The 14,984-nt window shown below is 72.5% G+C and carries 13 protein-coding genes and 1 pseudogene; 6 read left to right on the forward strand and 8 right to left on the reverse strand.

Annotation, left to right across the window (positions count from 1 at the left end):
• Positions 1-7: 7 nt before the first annotated feature.
• Both OV079_RS49740 and OV079_RS49745 read left to right on the forward strand, forming a co-directional pair.
• A complete protein-coding gene (locus OV079_RS49740; RefSeq protein WP_267777468.1) occupies positions 8-1,726 on the forward strand; it encodes a hypothetical protein in 1,719 nt (572 codons plus the stop codon).
• Positions 1,727-1,739: 13 nt separating this feature from the next.
• On the forward strand, positions 1,740-2,627 hold the full coding sequence (locus OV079_RS49745) for a hypothetical protein (protein WP_267777471.1): 888 nt from the start codon (positions 1,740-1,742) through the stop codon (positions 2,625-2,627).
• 289 nt (positions 2,628-2,916) lie between these two features.
• Here the strand turns inward: OV079_RS49745 and OV079_RS49750 are convergent, their stop codons facing one another.
• Both OV079_RS49750 and OV079_RS49755 read right to left on the reverse strand, forming a co-directional pair.
• Positions 2,917-4,434: a hypothetical protein gene (locus tag OV079_RS49750; protein WP_267777473.1), complete on the reverse strand. Its 1,518-nt coding sequence runs from the start codon at positions 4,432-4,434 to the stop codon at positions 2,917-2,919.
• 12 nt (positions 4,435-4,446) lie between these two features.
• The gene (locus tag OV079_RS49755; protein WP_267777475.1) at positions 4,447-6,837 is read right to left on the reverse strand and encodes a PhoX family protein; all 2,391 of its coding nucleotides are present in this window, start codon (positions 6,835-6,837) and stop codon (positions 4,447-4,449) included.
• Between the two features lie 326 nt (positions 6,838-7,163).
• Here OV079_RS49755 and OV079_RS49760 point away from each other — a divergent pair, with 326 nt between their 5' ends.
• Both OV079_RS49760 and OV079_RS49765 read left to right on the forward strand, forming a co-directional pair.
• A complete protein-coding gene (locus OV079_RS49760; RefSeq protein ID WP_267777477.1) occupies positions 7,164-8,024 on the forward strand; it encodes a hypothetical protein in 861 nt (286 codons plus the stop codon).
• 5 nt (positions 8,025-8,029) lie between these two features.
• Positions 8,030-8,278 (forward strand): hypothetical protein, encoded by a 249-nt coding sequence (locus tag OV079_RS49765; RefSeq protein WP_267777479.1) that lies wholly within the window; start codon positions 8,030-8,032, stop codon positions 8,276-8,278.
• Positions 8,279-8,603: 325 nt separating this feature from the next.
• Here the strand turns inward: OV079_RS49765 and OV079_RS49770 are convergent, their stop codons facing one another.
• The 6 genes and pseudogenes from OV079_RS49770 to OV079_RS49795 form a co-directional block, all read right to left on the reverse strand.
• Positions 8,604-8,804 carry a hypothetical protein gene (locus OV079_RS49770; RefSeq protein ID WP_267777481.1) on the reverse strand — a complete coding sequence of 67 codons (201 nt, stop codon included), beginning with the start codon at positions 8,802-8,804 and terminating at the stop codon, positions 8,604-8,606.
• Between the two features lie 5 nt (positions 8,805-8,809).
• Positions 8,810-9,490, reverse strand: a pseudogene (locus tag OV079_RS59990) (haloalkane dehalogenase); the annotation flags it as partial.
• A complete protein-coding gene (locus OV079_RS49780) occupies positions 9,487-10,323 on the reverse strand; it encodes an RNA polymerase sigma factor (RefSeq protein WP_267777485.1) in 837 nt (278 codons plus the stop codon). The gene OV079_RS49780 and the pseudogene OV079_RS59990, both read right to left, overlap by 4 nt.
• Positions 10,324-10,421: 98 nt before the next feature.
• A complete protein-coding gene (locus tag OV079_RS49785; RefSeq protein WP_267777488.1) occupies positions 10,422-10,817 on the reverse strand; it encodes an MvdC/MvdD family ATP grasp protein in 396 nt (131 codons plus the stop codon).
• Positions 10,814-11,422 carry an ATP-grasp domain-containing protein gene (locus OV079_RS49790; RefSeq protein ID WP_267777490.1) on the reverse strand — a complete coding sequence of 203 codons (609 nt, stop codon included), beginning with the start codon at positions 11,420-11,422 and terminating at the stop codon, positions 10,814-10,816. Before OV079_RS49790 ends, OV079_RS49785 begins: the two co-directional genes overlap by 4 nt.
• Positions 11,423-11,778: 356 nt before the next feature.
• Positions 11,779-11,985, reverse strand: coding sequence for a hypothetical protein (locus OV079_RS49795; RefSeq protein WP_267777491.1), 207 nt, complete (start codon positions 11,983-11,985; stop codon positions 11,779-11,781).
• Positions 11,986-12,251: 266 nt separating this feature from the next.
• On the opposite strand from OV079_RS49795, the gene OV079_RS49800 reads away from it, so the two are divergent.
• Both OV079_RS49800 and OV079_RS49805 read left to right on the forward strand, forming a co-directional pair.
• Positions 12,252-13,721, forward strand: coding sequence for a hypothetical protein (locus OV079_RS49800; protein ID WP_267777492.1), 1,470 nt, complete (start codon positions 12,252-12,254; stop codon positions 13,719-13,721).
• A gap of 454 nt (positions 13,722-14,175) precedes the next feature.
• Positions 14,176-14,628, forward strand: a complete 453-nt coding sequence (locus tag OV079_RS49805; protein ID WP_267777493.1) for a putative ABC transporter permease — start codon at positions 14,176-14,178, stop codon at positions 14,626-14,628.
• The last annotated feature ends 356 nt before the right edge of the window (positions 14,629-14,984 follow it).

The raw sequence follows: 14,984 nt of genomic DNA on the forward strand, positions 1-14,984 counted from the left end.
TGCGCTCGTGGCGAGCCTCGCGCCCGGCTGCGTCGACGAGCCGGCGATTGTCGGCGCCTGCGCGGGGATCGGGGACTGTCCCGAGAGACAGGTGTGCGTGTTGCTGGGGCCGGATGGGGGCGTGGGGGCTTGCGTCACGCCGATGCCGACGCCGGGGTTTCCAGGCACCGGCAACAACCCGCTGAATCTGGATCTCTTCAACGAGCTCGACGTCCTGTTCGTCGTCGACGACAGCCCGGCGATCGCGCCGCGCCTGCCGCAAGTGGCCGCGGCGATGACCGCGTTCGCCGCGGCGTTGCAGGCGACAGAGCCGGCGCCGTCGTTGCGCTTCGGGGTGACGACGACGGACGCCGGCAACCCGCGGTGTGCGGCGGCCGAGGCGGGGGCGTTGCGGATGGAGAGCTGCCGCGCGCGCCTCGACGAATTCGTCGACGCGGACGCCGGGGTCGACGCGCGCGAGGCGTGCACGGCCGCGTGTTCGCTCGCGTCGCTGGAGCTGACGCCGACGCCGGGGCCGGACGGCGAGGTCGCGGTGCGGCCGTGGCTCGAGGTCGGGGGGAATGGGGGCAACCTGCCGGACGGGGTCGAGCTGGCCGAGGCGCTGCGCTGCGCGGTGCCGCAGGGGGTCGCGGGGTGCGAGTTCACGAGCCCGCTCGCCAGCCTCGAGCGGGCGGTCGCGCGCTCGGAGGACGAGGCCGACCCCGCGTACGGCTTCCTGCGCGAGACGGCCGATCTGTTGGTGGTGGTGATCAGCGCGGGCAACGACTGTTCGGTCGCGCCCGGGCACGAGGCGATCTTCAGCGACAACCAGGTGTTCTGGGGCGACCTGCAGCTGCCGGATCTGTCACCGGCGATCTGCTGGCGCGCCGGCGTCGTCTGTGACGGACCGGGACCGGTCTACGACGATTGCCGGCCGATCGACCGCGGGGACGACGGCGCAGAGGCCAGCCCCGAGCAAGCGGTGTTGACGTCGGTGCAGCACTTCGCCGAGATGCTGCAGTACTTGCAGCTCCTAAGGCAGACGGTCGACGTCAAGGCGCGGGTGCGGCTGTTCAGCGTCGCCGGGGTGCCGCCGGAGGGTCAGGCGATCCCGTACGCCGACGCCGACGAGCCCGGGTTCCAGACGCAGCACGGGATCGGGCCTGGCTGCAGCGACACGATCGCCGCGCCGCCGCCGGTGCGCCTGCTGGCGGCGGACGACGCCACCGAGCTCGAGGAGCTGCCGGCGGCCTCGATCTGCGAGCCCGACTGGTCGGACGCGTTCACGCGGGCGGCAGTGGTGGCCAGCGAAAACCTGGGCCCGAACTGCTACCCGCGCTGCGTCTTCGACTGGGACCCGGAGACGCCGGAGCTCGATCACGTCTGCGACGTCGGCGCGATCATCTTCACCGAGAATTCTGAGGATCGCGGTGCCGCCGTGTGTCCGCGTGGACGGCGAGTGGGCCAGCCAGGGCGGCTCGCCGCGCTGCTACATCGTCCGCACCGACGACGAGCTCGACCCGCGCTGCGCCGAGGCGGGCTACAACCTCGAGCTCGAGCTGTGGCGGTCCGAGCCCGATCCGCCGGGGACGTCCTACTACGCCTGGTGCCGGGAGTCGGGGAATCCGGACGGAGATTGCCCGGCGCTGTGAGATGTCTTTTGAGACATGTCGTGATCGACATGTCGAAAGGTACTTGTCACAGCATGGCCGGAGGCGCGCGGCTGGACGGGGGCGAGCGTCCGTAGTACCGTGCGGGGCATGGCGATCCCGGTGTACTTCAGCCCGGACTACGTGTTGGCTCGGCACGAGTTCGACACCACGCGCAAGGCGCAGTGGATGTACGAATCGCTGGTGGCGGCGCCGATCGCCGGGATCGAGGTGCGGGCGCCGGAGCCGGCGACCGCGGCCGAGCTGGGCGAGGTGCATGACCGCGAGTACGTCGAGGCGGTGCGCACCGGGGAGCCGCGCGAGCTGGCGGAGTCGCAGGGCTTCGCCTGGGACCCCGCGCTGTGGACGATGGTGCGGGCGTCGAACGGCGGGGCGGTGGCGGCGGCGCGAGAGGCGTTGGCGGTCGGCACGGCGGGCTCGCTGTCGAGCGGGTTGCACCACGCGCGGCGACGTCACGGCGCGGGCAGCTGCACGTTCAACGGGCTGGCGCTGGCGGCGAGAGCCGGGCTGCGGGCGGGAGCGCAGGCGGTGCTGGTGCTCGACCTCGACGCGCACTGCGGCGGCGGGACGCACTCGCTGCTCGCCGAGGACCCGCGGGTGTGGCACGTCGACGTGTCGGTCGACGACTACGACGCGTACGAGGCGTCGGAGCGGTGGACGCTCGACCTGGTGCGCCGGGCCGAGGATTACTTGCCGACGGTGCGCGAGCGATTGGCGGGGCTCGAGCGCGCGGCGCCGCAGTTCGAGCTGTGCATCTACAACGCGGGGATGGACCTCCACGAGCGCAGCGGCGACGGGGCGCTGATCGGCATCACGACGGAGGTGCTGGCGGCGCGCGAGCGGCTGGTGTTCGAGTGGTGCCGCCGGCGCGGGACCGCGGTCGCGTTCGTGCTGGCGGGCGGCTACATCAGCGCGACGCTCGACCGCGCGGAGCTGGTCGAGTTGCACCGGCTGACGCTCGCGGCGGCGTGCGGGTGAGCGGGGTGACGCTGGCGGGTGCCTGCGCCGCGCCGGCGGACGCTGGCGGCGGCGCGCGGGTGAGCGGGGACGCCGGCGGGCGCGCGAGCTGAACCGGCGGGCGCCGGCCGTCACGGCGTCGCGGTCGTCGTCGCCTGTACTTCGGGCCAGGCGAGCTGCAGGCGGGCGTCGAGCCAGCGGGTCTCGGCGGCGGCCAGCTCGGTGGCCTTGCCGCCGATCTCGCGGTGGACGTTCTCGGCCGGGGCGAAAAGCGCGTCGCGGCCGCGGGTGAACGACTGCTCGCGGACGATCAGCCAGTAGGCCTTGTCGAGCGCGAGGGCGCGGTCGCGCGAGGGGGCGAGCAGCCAGGCGAGGTCGCGGTCGCCTCCGGGGGCGGCGCGGCGGACCTCGGCCTCGTCGAGGGCGCCGCCGGGGAAGAAGCGGGCCAGCATCTCGGCGTTGGCGCGCAGCTCGTCGCCGCCGCCGACGCGGCGCATGTACGTGAGGTACTCGGGCTCGGCGTGGCCGACCGCGGGCACGTCGGCGAGGCCGCGCAGGTCCTGGTACTTCCAGCCGCGCGCGCCGGGCAGCTTGCGCGGGAAGGAGAAGGTCTGGTCGACGGTGATGCCGATGCCGTTGTGGCAGCCCATGCAGAAGCGGTGCTCCTCGGCGGTCTGGAGGCGCAGGCGGCCCCGCTCGTCCTCGATGAAGCCCTGCAGCTGCCAGCCGAAGTCGCCGAGCAGGCCGACCTCGGGCGAGCCCTTCCAGCGCGGCAGTTGGCCCTCCTGGCGCGCGTCGAACTCCTCCTCGTAGGCGCGCTGGATGGCCCAGCGGTCGAGCTCGTCGACTTTTTCGCGTAGCGCAGCTCCTTCATGCGCGCGGCGACGAGGCCCGGGACGTCGGGGTCGAGGTAGCGGACGCTGTGCAAGAACTCGGTGCCCTCGGGGTAGACGCCGCGACGCACCGGCTGCCGCGCGGCGCCGCCGAAGTAGTGGGTCGGCAGGCCGCGCAGGACGGTGGCAGTGCCGAGCCGGCCGTCGCGGTCGAGGTCGACGCCACAGGCGCGCTCGTCGAGCGGCTCGGTCGGCCAGGCGAACCCGGCGGGCAGCTTGGCGGGCGCGGCCACGGCGGCCTCGAGCACCGCGAGGTTGAGCTTGTAGATGTCCTCGGAGACCTGTCCTTCTGGACCTGTCCGAAAAGACTCCGGCAGGCGGATGAAGGCGTCGCCGGCGCTGCCGTTGGTCGGCCAGAAGGCGCCGACGAACGGCTTGTAGGCGTAGGTCCGCCACATGCTGCCGTCGCGCGCGAGGCCGTCGGGCCCGAAGCCGGCGGCGAGGTCGAGGTCGGGGACGTAGCCGGCGAAGTCGGTGCGGCCCTGCAGGGCCTCGCGCAGCGGGCCGTAGTTGTCCTCGCGCACGTAGCGGAGGACTTCTTCGTCGGCGATCGCGGCGAGGGCCGGCCGGCGATCGACGAAGAGGTTGGTCCAGTGGTTGACGCGGCCCTCGTCGGAGAAGGCGTACTCCTCCTGCAAGTGCCAGTCGTTCATGCCGTTCGGATCTTGCGAGGCCGTGTGACAGGCGTAGCAAGGGTTCGAGCGCGCGCCGGTGCGGGTGTAGCACTGCGGCGGGATCGAGGCCTCGGGGTTGCCGTCCCGCAGGCCGGCGGCGCGCGCGACGGCCAGCGGGTCGTGGTGCTCAGCGGGAGCGCGCGCAGGCGCGGCCGCGGCCTCCGAGCTCGCGCGCGGGTACAGCCACCACTGCCCGGCCGCGAGGCCGAGCAGGGCGAGCGCAGAGGCGAAGTGGAAGCCCTGGCCGTGCATGCGTGACATGTCCCGAAGTTCCTACGGCGTGCCGGGCCAGGCCGAGTAGACCGCCTCGCCCGGGTGCTGGACCGAGAAGAACAGGGTGCGCATGTCGCTGTTCAGCGCCGGACCGGTGGCCTCGCTGTCGCTCGGACCGGCGACGACGCGCAGCGCCTTGCCCCACGTCGGATTGACGACGCCGGGCTCGCCCGCCTTGTGGGCCGGATCGAGGTCGAGGTAGTAGACCGCGTCGGCGTGGCCGCTGACGCCGAAGTTGCCGTCGGTGCCGAACCACACGCCGCCGTTGCGATCGATGACGAGGTTGTCCGGGTCGGCGGCGTCGAACACCCCGTCGCCCTCGCTGCCGTGGAAGGCCTTGAAGTAGGTGAAGGTCAGCGAGCTGCCCGGCTTGTCCGGATCGGCCTCCTGCACGGCGAAGATCGTGCCGACCGCGTCGCTGCGCTTGGGCGCCTTCTCGGCGTACTCGTCGGGCGCGAACAGGACGCCTTCACCGTCGAGCGCGGTCTGGCCGCCGTGCTTGGTGAAGGCGACGTAGAGCCGCGGGGTGCCGCTCGGGTCGTTCGGGTTCCACTCGAGATCCTCGGGCCGGTTGAGCTCCATCACCCCGAGCTTGTTGCAGGTGGTGAACAGCACCCGCCGCACGTCGTCGTCGGTGGCGAGGCCGCCGATCGCGTTCCAATCGGCCGACTTCAGCGCGGCGCCGACCTTGGTGCCGGCCGGACCGGCGGCGGTGCCGGCGTTGGGGGCGTCGTCGGTGGTGTTGTCGACGGAGAGGCGGATCCACCGGCCCTGGCCCGGGCTCTGCTCGGTCGGCTCGACGCCGCCGGCGAGCTCGGTGCCGGTGGTGTTGTCGAGGTCGGCGAAGTGCGCGACGTAGAGGTCGCCCTCGTCGAGTAGCGCGCGCGCCTGGGCCTTCGTCATGTCGGCGGTGTAGGGGTCCTTCGAGACGAACTTGAAGATCCGCCCGCTCCGGCGATCGTCGCCGCCGTAGATCACGAGCGGCTCGCCGACCAGCGGCTTCCACTCGCCGTCGACCGCGAAGGTGGCGTTCTCCCAGCGCGCGCGGCCGATGGCGCCGAGCTTGCGGTGGCCGACGCCGGGCTCGTTCTTGCCGTAGAACTCGTCGGCCGGGGCGCCCGGATCGATCTCCACCAAATAGCCGTAGAGGTCGCGCGCGTGCCTGGCGTTCGGGTCGGGCGAGCGGCCGAACTCGCTGCTGTCGCTGGCGGCGACGTCGAGCGCGACGTCCTGGCCGGCGTCACAGCCGGCGCCGGCGACGAACTGCTGGCCGTTCCAGCAGGTCTCCATGTCGCCGTAGTAGTCCTGCACGTTCTCCTCGGCGGTGAGGACGGTGCCCCACGGGGTCTGGCCGCCCGAGCAGTCGCCGAGGATGCCGGCGACGACGCCCTCCGGCAGATCGACGCCGGCGTCGTCCTTGTCGCCGCTGATGCCCGCGAGGCCGGTGATCTTGGTGAGGGTGGCGCTGGTGCTGTCATAGCGGACGGCGGGGCGGCTGCGATCGAGCGACCATTCGCCGCTGGCCGGATCTTGCACGGCGTGCAGCCAGGAGCCACCGAGCTGCCGCTTGTACTCGGCGCCGTAGGTGACGAGCGAGGCGTCGTCCCACAGGTCGCCGCCGACGTCGAGGGCGAGCACCTTCAGGCGGTAGAGGAACTGGGCGAAGGTGAGGTGCTGGCCGTCGGGCGCGGAGGTGCTGGTCGGGCTGCTGCCGGAGATGTACTCGTGGTTGACCCACAGCCACGCGCCGCTGCCGCTGCCGTGCCACTGCGGGACGGCCCCGGGCGCGTCGTTCCAGCCGTCGCCGAAGTAGGCGATGTAATCGTTGTTGGCGCCGAACCGCGGCGACTCGGGCTGGTCCTCGTGGCCGAGGGGGTCGAGCCAGCGCACCAGGACGTTGTGGCGCAGGCCGGCGATCACCCGCACGGTGTCGGTCGAGGCGGGCGCGAGCGGGAACTGCAGGCCGATCGGCAAGCTGTCCGTTGCGACATGTCCCGCGAGCGTCTTGACCAGCTCGGCGATGTCGGTCGCGCCGGTGCCGAGGTCGTCGGCGAAGTGGAGCGCGACGACGCTCGAGCGCGGGGCCCGATCGAAGTCGAGGCCGGGATCGCCAGGCTCGCCCGGATCGCCGGGGTCGCCAGGGTCCCCGGGCTCACCGGGATCGCCGGGGTCGCCAGGGTCGCCGGGCTCACCGGGGTCGCCAGGCTGGCCGGGCTCTCCGGGCTGGCCAGGCTGGCCGGGCTGGCCCGGTTCGCCGGGCTCGCCGGGCTGGCCGTCGGTGCCGGCGGTGTCGGTCGCGGCGGCGGAGTCGTCGCCGCACGCGGGCGCGACGACGAGGCCGAGCCACAATGCAGGGTGGGTGAGGCGGAGCGTGAAGCGAGTGCGAGGCATCGAGGTCTCCTGCCGTCGAGCGAGCGCCGGCGCGGGGACGCTAATGCTCGAACATGACGTCCGGCCGACGCCCGGCGGGAGATTGGGCGACGATCGTGTCAACTACCGCGCAGGCCAGGCGACAATGCGGGCAGCTCGGTGACGGGAGCTCGACGCGGCGTCACCGATTCGTGACAGCGGCGCGGGCGCCGAGAGCGAATGGGCATTGATGATAGTGCATCGGGATTGATGGGAGTGCGGCAATGCCAGGCGAGGGCGCGGGCTGGCGGTATCGCGCCTCGGGGGAGGCCGGCGCCGCTCCCTCGATCGGGCGTACACTCGCGGGCGTGAGCGCGGAGGAGCTGCCGGAGGAGCTGCGACAGGCGGGTGATTCGCCGCTGGACCTGGGGCTGGCGGTCGATCGCGGGCTGCGGTGGTGGCCGCAGCTATGCGCCGAGCCGCGGCTGCGGGCGCTGACGCTGCGCTGCGATCTGGGCGGCAACGAGGAGGAGTTCGCCGCGCTGGCCGAGGCGATCGCGGCCGTGGGCCTGCCGCCGCGGCTTCAGCGGCTGGTGCTCGATCGCCGGCGGCACTGGAGCGACCGCTGGGACGACGTGCTCGAGCTCGACGAGGAGGAAGCCGCGCTCGAGCTGGCGATCGACGAGCCGGGCGATGCGGCGCCGATCCTGGCGGCGCTGCAGGTCATGCTGACGCGTGCGCCGGGGTTGCAGCGGATCGCCCTCGCGAGCAACGCCCGCGGGCGCAACGACCTCGACCCGGCGCTGGAGCGGGTGATCGCGGCCGGGCCGTGGCCGCAGTTGCGCTCGCTCGCGCTGACGTGCGACCGCTCGCACGAGCGCGACTGGGTGCAGTGGGTGGCGACGCGGACGATGGCGCGGGTGCTGGCGCAGTGCCCGGGGTTGACGGCGCTGAGCCTGCCGCGGGCCGAGCTGTGGCTCGAGGCGCTCGAGCACGTGACGCTGCGCGAGCTCGAGATCGGCTGGCTCGGGGGGCGCCGCTCGGTCCGAGCGATCGGCGCGAGTGGGGCCCGGGACCGACGCCGCGCGGGTCGGGGCTCGAGTTCCTGCGCGAGGCCCGGCTGCCCGCGCTCGAGCGACTGGCGATCGATTTTCAGTACGACTGGTACGTGGGCTGGCAGTCGGCCGACTTCGAGGCGCTGTGCGCCGCGCGCGGGCTGCCGCGCCTGAGGCACGTGGAGCTGCGTTATTGCGAGCAGGGCGACGAGCTGCTGCGCGGCTTGCCGGACGCGCCGTGGGCGGGTGGGCTCGAGCGACTCGAGCTGCCGGGGACGGACTTCGATGCGGCGACGGTGGCGGCGCTGGTGGCCGCGAAGCCGCGGCTGGGGCGGTTGCGTGAGCTGTGGTGCTTCCGCCCGTACGAGCTGGCGGACGACGCGTGGCAGTCGCTGTGCGCGACGTACGAGGTGCGCGAGCCGGCGTGAGCGCAGCCGGGCCGACATGTCTTCATGGACATGTCGGCCGATCGCAGGAGAAGGAAGAATGAGGTGCCGGCCGGAGGTCCGCGACGTCGGGCTTCGACGAGGGATACGCATAGGCCTCGGGGGACATGAGGCCGTCCGCCGCGGACCTCTGGCCGGCACCGTGCGGATATGGTGTCGCCTGCCCGTCGACCAATTTCTCGCAGACTCATTTTTCTGTCCGGGCCGGCCCAGACGGGCCCAGGTGACACATTCTGTCCTGATGGCCAGGTCGTGGCGGGGCGGGTGCGCTGCGGACGCTCCTGCGTTCCCCGAGCGCGCGACGCGGTCACGCGGGCAGGCGCGACAGCCAGTCGGCGAGGCCGCGGCCGATCGCGTGCGGATGATCTTCTTGTACGAAGTGCAGGCCGTGGCCGAGCTCGACGACCTCGAGCCGCGGCAGATGAGCGCGACACCAGCCGGCGACGGCCGGGGGATCAGGACGCCGGGTTCGACGGTGAAGAGCAGCTTGGGCAGGTCGGAGCGGCACAGGGCGTCGCGGTAGCGTTCGACGCGGGCGACCACGTCGGCGGGCTCGCCGGCGATCGGCAGCTCGCGCGGCCACGCGAGCACGGGCCGGCGCGCGCCCCGGTCGAGGAAGGGCGCCCGGTAGTGCCGCAGCTCGGCAGGGGTGAGGCCGCGGACGACGGAGGCCGGCAGGGCCTGCTCGACGAACACGTTGTCGTCGAGCACGAGCCGCTCGCCGACGCCGGGGGTGCGGAAGGCCTGAAACATGGCCCGGCCAGCCTCGGGGAAGTCGTCCCAGCTCGGCATGGGCGTGACGATCGCTTCCATGAAGGCGAGGCCGCGCACGCGCTCGGGGTGACGCATGGCCCAGTCGAAGCCGAGGGCGGAGCCCCAGTCGTGGACGACGAGGGCGATCCGCCGCAGACCGAGCGCGGCGATGAAGCCGGCGAGGTAACGGGCGTGATCGTCGAAGCGATAGGCGATGTCGGGCTTGTCGGAGTCGCCCATGCCGATCAAGTCGACGGCGATGCAGCGACCGAGGTGGCGCACGTGCGGGAGGACGTTGCGCCACAAATAGGAGGAGGTGGGGTTGCCGTGGAGGAAGAGGATCGGGTCGCCCTCGCCCTCGTCGACGTAGGCCATCCTGGCGCCGAGGACGTCGACAAAATGCTTGGTGTAGGGGATCGGGGAAATGTCGTGAGTGTTCATGAATGCTCCGGTGCGGGGTGATGCAGGGCGCCGAGGATCCGCCGCAGGTCGGCGACGAAGTCGCGGCGGCCGTGGACCTCGGGCTCGCGGCGATAAAAGGCGGTGACGCGCCGCGCCTCGGAGACCGAGGCGATGTGACTGCGCAGCTGGACCAGGGTGTCGCCGTCGATGTGATCGACGCGCGGGTCGACGCGGCCCAGCTCGGTGGCGCGCGCGAGCCGGCGGTGACAGGCGCACGGGGCCCGCGAATCGACGACGCCGCAGGTGCGGCCGAGGAACTCGGTGAGGGTCGCGCGGGCGCGGCTGAGGCGCTTGCGATAGGTGGCAGGCTCGATGTCGAGGATCTCGCCGGCCTCGGCGGCGGACAGCTCGAGCAATTCGCCGAGGACGAAGGCGATCCGGTGCTCGCCGTCGAGGCAGTGCAGCATGGCCCGGCTGCAGGCGAGCTTGATCTGCTGGTAGAGGACGCCGTCCTGGACGCGCTCGACGGCAGCGTCGTCGCGGCCGTCGGCGAGGTGCTCGGCGAACGCGGGGAAGCTGTAGCGGGCCGCGGCGGCCCGCTGCTCGCGGAAGTCGAGGATCCGGCGGACGGCGATCCGGAAGGCCCAGGTGGTGAATTTCGACTCGCCGCGGAACTGGGCGAGGCGGGTGACGATGCGCACGAGCGACTCCTGGGTGGCGTCCTCGGCGTCGTCGCGGTCGAGCAGCATGCGCCGGGCGATGGCGTGGATCGGGCCCTGGAGGCCGCGGACGATCGCCTCCACGGCGGCCGCGTCGCCGGCAGCAGCGAGGGCGACGGTCTCGGCGTCGATGTCGGGAGGTTGGCGCGTCATGGTCACGGCGGATTAGACCGCCGCCGCGACGTCGTCGTGACCGGAAAAAAGCACGGGGACCGATCGGTCCGCCGCGGCAGAGGTCGACGCCGCGAGCGTCAGCGGCGCGAGATTCGCGGCGGCGCGCGGCCGAGGAGGAGGTCGGCGACTGCGTGCGAGATGGGGGCGGTGTCGGCCCACACCAGCGGCTCCAGCCAGGAGAAGGAGCCGAGCGGGTTGACCTCGAGGAAGACGTGGCGGCCGTCGGGGGTCAAGATCAGATCGATGCCGCCGAATTCGAGGCCGAGGCGATCGAGCAGGCGCAGCAGCTTGTGCTCGAGCTCCTGCGGCAATCCGTGCGGGCGCCAGGTGCCGAGGATCGGGCCCTGATCGCGGCGCCAGTCGACGCGCGCGCCGTCGGCGAGCTGCGAGTCGACGGCCGCGGTGAAGACCCGACGACCGACGACGGTCACGCGCAGCTCCAGCGCCTTGGGCACCCTCTCCTGAAAGATCATCGGACAGAGGTGGAGGCCGTCGAGCGCGGCCAGCTCCTCCGCGGTGACGATGCTGGTGTAGACGCTCTCGAGCTCGCCCTCGCGGTCCTCGCGGACGACTGCGGGACGACCATCTTGGTGACGAGGCCGCCCGGGCAGGACCGCGCGAACGCTCGCACCTCCGCGGGGTCGTTGCTGATCAGGGTGGCAGGGATCGCCAGGCCGAGCTCCTGCGCGAGCTGCAGCTGGAGCGGCTTGTTCTCGGCGCGGCGCACGACCTCTCGCGGGTCGAGCTGAAAGCAGCCCAGGCTGGCGAGCATCGCCGTGGTCGTCGCCTCCGCGGCCTGCACGGAGGTGCGGAGGAACTCGGGCTCCATCGCCGGCAGGGCGGACCCTTCACGGAAGCCGCGGAGCCACACCGCGGAGATCGAGCTCAGATCGATCGGCTCGTCGCCCGCGCGCAGCACGGCCCCGCGCGAGCCGCCGTACGCGAGCGAGAGGCCGGTCGCGCCGGGGAAGGTGTCGGTGTCGAAGCGGAGCGACCGCGCGCCGCGGGCCGCCAGCGCCGCGGTCACGCTCGGGATGTCGTCGCGGTAGTCGCGGAACGCGACGATAAGGACAGTCATACGTCGATTCTCGGGTGTGGTGATTCCGCGAGCTTCATAGTGGGGTGATTCGCGGGGCTCAGGCGGAGAGGGGCCATTTGCCGCCGCCGTTGCCGCCCTCGCCAGCCCGGAGCGCGGTCTTCACCCGCATGGGCCGCTCGAGGTACCGCGCGAAGAAGGGGACCGCGTGCGCGGCGGGGGTGGGAGCAGTCGCCTGCTCGCGGGATAGGTCCTGCTCGTGCTCCAAGGGTTGTGGCTTCATATTCGACTCCATCGAGGCATTGTCCCACGCGTGCAGGAGGCGTCAAGCCCGGTGCCTGCAATTTGCGGGCGCGCAATCGCGAATCGCGGGCCCCGGGCTCCATTGCCAGGGCAGGTCACGCGCCGATGGGCCATTTGCCCCCGGTCCCCTCGCCGGCCTTGACGCCGGTCTTGACGCGGATGCACCGCTGCACGTAACGAGCGAACCACGGGGTCGCCGGGCTGGGCGGCTGCGCAGGAGCGTCGAGCGGTGCCGGCTCGGCCGGCGCGGCGTCCTGGGTGTCTCGATGCGTCGTCGGATCCACGGTCATTCGATATTCCATGCAATCATCATTCGCGCCGGAGGTGAACGCGTCAAGCGTGATGCCGTCAATGGGCCGCGAGCGCCGCGACGAGGTCGTGGGTGCTGGAGTGCTCGCCGCGCTCACCCGACCGCGAGAGCGCGTATGGCCGATCGCTCGGGCGCTCGCGCAGTCCGCGGGCGCAGGGTGTCGGGGCGCGCGCCGTCGCCCGCGGCGACGTGATAGCGTGCGCGCCGGGAGAGCGGCGGACAATGCAGCGATGGGCTCTGGGCGGGTTGGTGTGTTGCGTGGGCGTGATGGGCTGCGGCGACGACGGGCGCGCCGACTCCGGGTCGGCGACGCTGAGCGCGGGCACGACGACGGCGCCGACGGGCGCGACGAGCGAGGGCCCGTCGACCACCGCGAGCACGACGCCGACGACGAGCACGAGCGAGGGCGAGTCCGAGAGCGCCGCCGCCTCGACCTCGGGCACGACCGCGCCGACCTCCGGCGAACCGACGGCGACCACCGGGCCGGCGGGGTGCGGGGCGTGCAGCGAGCCCAACCAGCAGTGCGTCGACGACCAGTGCGTCACCCTGTGCCAGGGGCAAGAGCCAGATCCATGTCCGGAAGGACAGGTGTGCGACGTCATCTCCGGCACCTGCCACGCGCTCGCCGACGCGTGCACCCTGGCGGGCGCGAGCGAGGCGTGCGGCGACAGGCAGTGCGGGCCCGGCAGCGTGTGCGACGGTCAGGGGGCCTGCGTGCCGGTGGCGCCGTGCGCGGACGTGGCGTGCACGAGCGCGGGCGCGTGCTGGGGGGCGGCGTGCGCGTGCGACCGGCCGATCGAGTGCCAGGACCCGAGCCTCGAGCAGCTCAACGGGCCGTTCGCGGAGAAGATCATGGGCATCGACTTCGCCGACGACTGCACCGCGTGGATGGTGACGCTGCGCAGCGGCACCGACTACCTGCGGCGGCTGCGGCCGGACGGCGAGCTGACCGAATGGCCAGGTGTGTCGAACCTCGACATGGGCGAGGTCAAGGTGCTGCGGCGGCTGACGATCCCGCAGCTGCACGAGGTGCCGCCGGTGGCCGCCGGGCCGGTCGCGCCGCCGCAGCCGGTCGAGGGCCTGGGCGAGGTCGCGATCACGTACACGTGCATCGGCGGCTGCTTCGGCGACATCATCCAGGGGGTCGCGCGGCTGGTCGAGGACGACCCCGACGACCCGCTGCCGATCGTCATCCCGGCGACCGAGACGATGGGCGGCGGGCCGTTCATGGCGCCGGTGGCCGACGCCGGGCCGCAAGGGCTGACGTGGGGCGAGGACCGCGTGCTGTATGTGGGCAACAGCACCGCGAACGGCGAGTACAACACCGCCGACCTCGTGCAGGCGACGGTGGCGGTGGTCCACAACTTCCCGGCGCGCGTGACCGCGTCGGCGCCGGTGAGCCCGGCGCACCTGCTGGTCGCGGTCGAGGGCGGAGCGCTGTACCGCTACAACGTGCTCACGAAGGAGTCGGAGCTCGTCACCGAGCTCGGGGCCCACGTCACCGGGCTCAGCCATGACTCGTTCTCGGGCCTGGTCTACGCGTCGATGTCCTCGCTCGAGGTCCTGGCGGTCGAGCCCTTCACCGGGGTGTTCGAGGTGTTCGCCACCATGCCCGACAAGGGCCGCGTGGCGGTCAGCCCGAGCGGCAAGCTCTACTACGTGCCCGCCAAGTACCTGCAGGCGCAGGAGGGCATGATCCAGAGCTGGGACCTGCCGGCGGCGATCTGACGGGCGGCCGCGCGGGCGCGGTGAGGTCGACATGCCCGCCGAGCACCTGCGAGCGAAGGTGGACGCGATTCTGGGTCGGGGCCCGCAGGCGGCGAGCGGGCAGCCGCGCGAGGGCGGCGAGAACGAGGTGGCCCATGGGACATGCTCATTAGAGCATGTCCTGAAGGTCATTCATGTCGAACGGACGAGCAGCCGCCCGCGCGGACCGGGCGCCGGCCGGGCGGCGGCTCGCGTCGGCCAGGGCCGACCTCGTCCGGAAGCGAGGTCGCGGCGCGACGCTGGCCGCGCGACCCCGCGGCGGCTAGCGAGGCTCGGCGGTGCTGCGGGGCGCTCGGGCGGCGATCGAGCCCGGCCCGTGCGGCGCGGCCGGGAGGCCCGCGGAGGGGCGGCCAAGGCCGCTTGCGGGGCCGCGGGACGGCGTCATGTCTCAGCCTCGACGTCGCGCGAGGACCTCATGGCCCACCACCTTCTCGTGTACGGAGTGTTCGGCTGGTGCGCGGAGATCCTGTGGACGGCGTTGTCCGCGCTGATCACCGGCGTGCGCGGCGATCTGGGCGACGACGTCGGCCTGCTGAAGCTGAGCCGTGAGCAGCGCCTGCGGTTGCTCGGTCACACGTACCTGTGGATGTTCCCGCTGTACGGCGCGGGCGGGCTGCTGTTCGAGCGGGTCCACGAGGCGATCCGCGGCTGGCCGTGGCTCGGGCGCGGGGCGCTGTGGATCGTGCTGATCTTCATCGTCGAGTACGTCGCCGGGGCGGCGCTGTGTCGATTGACCGGTCGCTGCCCGTGGGACTACAGCTATTCGCGGTATCACCTCCATGGCCTGATCCGCTTCGACTACGCGCCGGTGTGGTTCGCGTTCGGGCTGGCGCTCGAGCGCGTCCACGACGCGGTGGCGGCGACGTGAATGGTGGGACCGCCACGACCGGACGGCGCGAGCTCGTCGGGGTGTCACCCACGGCAGAGCACCGGCGCGCGCGGACGCCTGCTCGCCACAGATGCCCGCGGCAGATCGCGCGCGGGGCCGCTAAACCGCAGATACTGCCGAAACCGAGGTAAGCCCCGTCAGCAGCGAGCAGCGTGCATTCTCGGGATAGCTCGCATTGCCCCACACCGACGTGTGCACCCGTTGCGCGCGCGTTACGGTCGAGCCCGCTGCGCGTTCGACGGGGGCCGCGGACGAGGGCGCAGCGGGGGTTGCTGTGATTATTCAACGCGTAAGGAAAAGATCATGCAAACGGGGAGATGGCGAAACGCGTTCTA

The sequence above is a fragment of the Nannocystis pusilla genome (assembly GCF_026626665.1).
GTDB classification, from domain to species: Bacteria; Myxococcota_A; Polyangia; order Nannocystales; family Nannocystaceae; genus Nannocystis; species Nannocystis pusilla.

Coding starts and splice junctions, on each gene's coding strand:
- OV079_RS49805 (WP_267777493.1), top strand. CDS start 14,176: ATGGCCCACCACCTTCTCGTGTACGGAGTGTTCGGCTGGTGCGCGGAG.
- OV079_RS49790 (WP_267777490.1), bottom strand. CDS start 11,422: ATGACTGTCCTTATCGTCGCGTTCCGCGACTACCGCGACGACATCCCG.
- OV079_RS49785 (WP_267777488.1), bottom strand. CDS start 10,817: ATGATCTTTCAGGAGAGGGTGCCCAAGGCGCTGGAGCTGCGCGTGACC.
- OV079_RS49745 (WP_267777471.1), top strand. CDS start 1,740: ATGGCGATCCCGGTGTACTTCAGCCCGGACTACGTGTTGGCTCGGCAC.
- OV079_RS49750 (WP_267777473.1), bottom strand. CDS start 4,434: ATGTCACGCATGCACGGCCAGGGCTTCCACTTCGCCTCTGCGCTCGCC.
- OV079_RS49780 (WP_267777485.1), bottom strand. CDS start 10,323: ATGACGCGCCAACCTCCCGACATCGACGCCGAGACCGTCGCCCTCGCT.
- OV079_RS49755 (WP_267777475.1), bottom strand. CDS start 6,837: ATGCCTCGCACTCGCTTCACGCTCCGCCTCACCCACCCTGCATTGTGG.
- OV079_RS49795 (WP_267777491.1), bottom strand. CDS start 11,985: ATGGAATATCGAATGACCGTGGATCCGACGACGCATCGAGACACCCAG.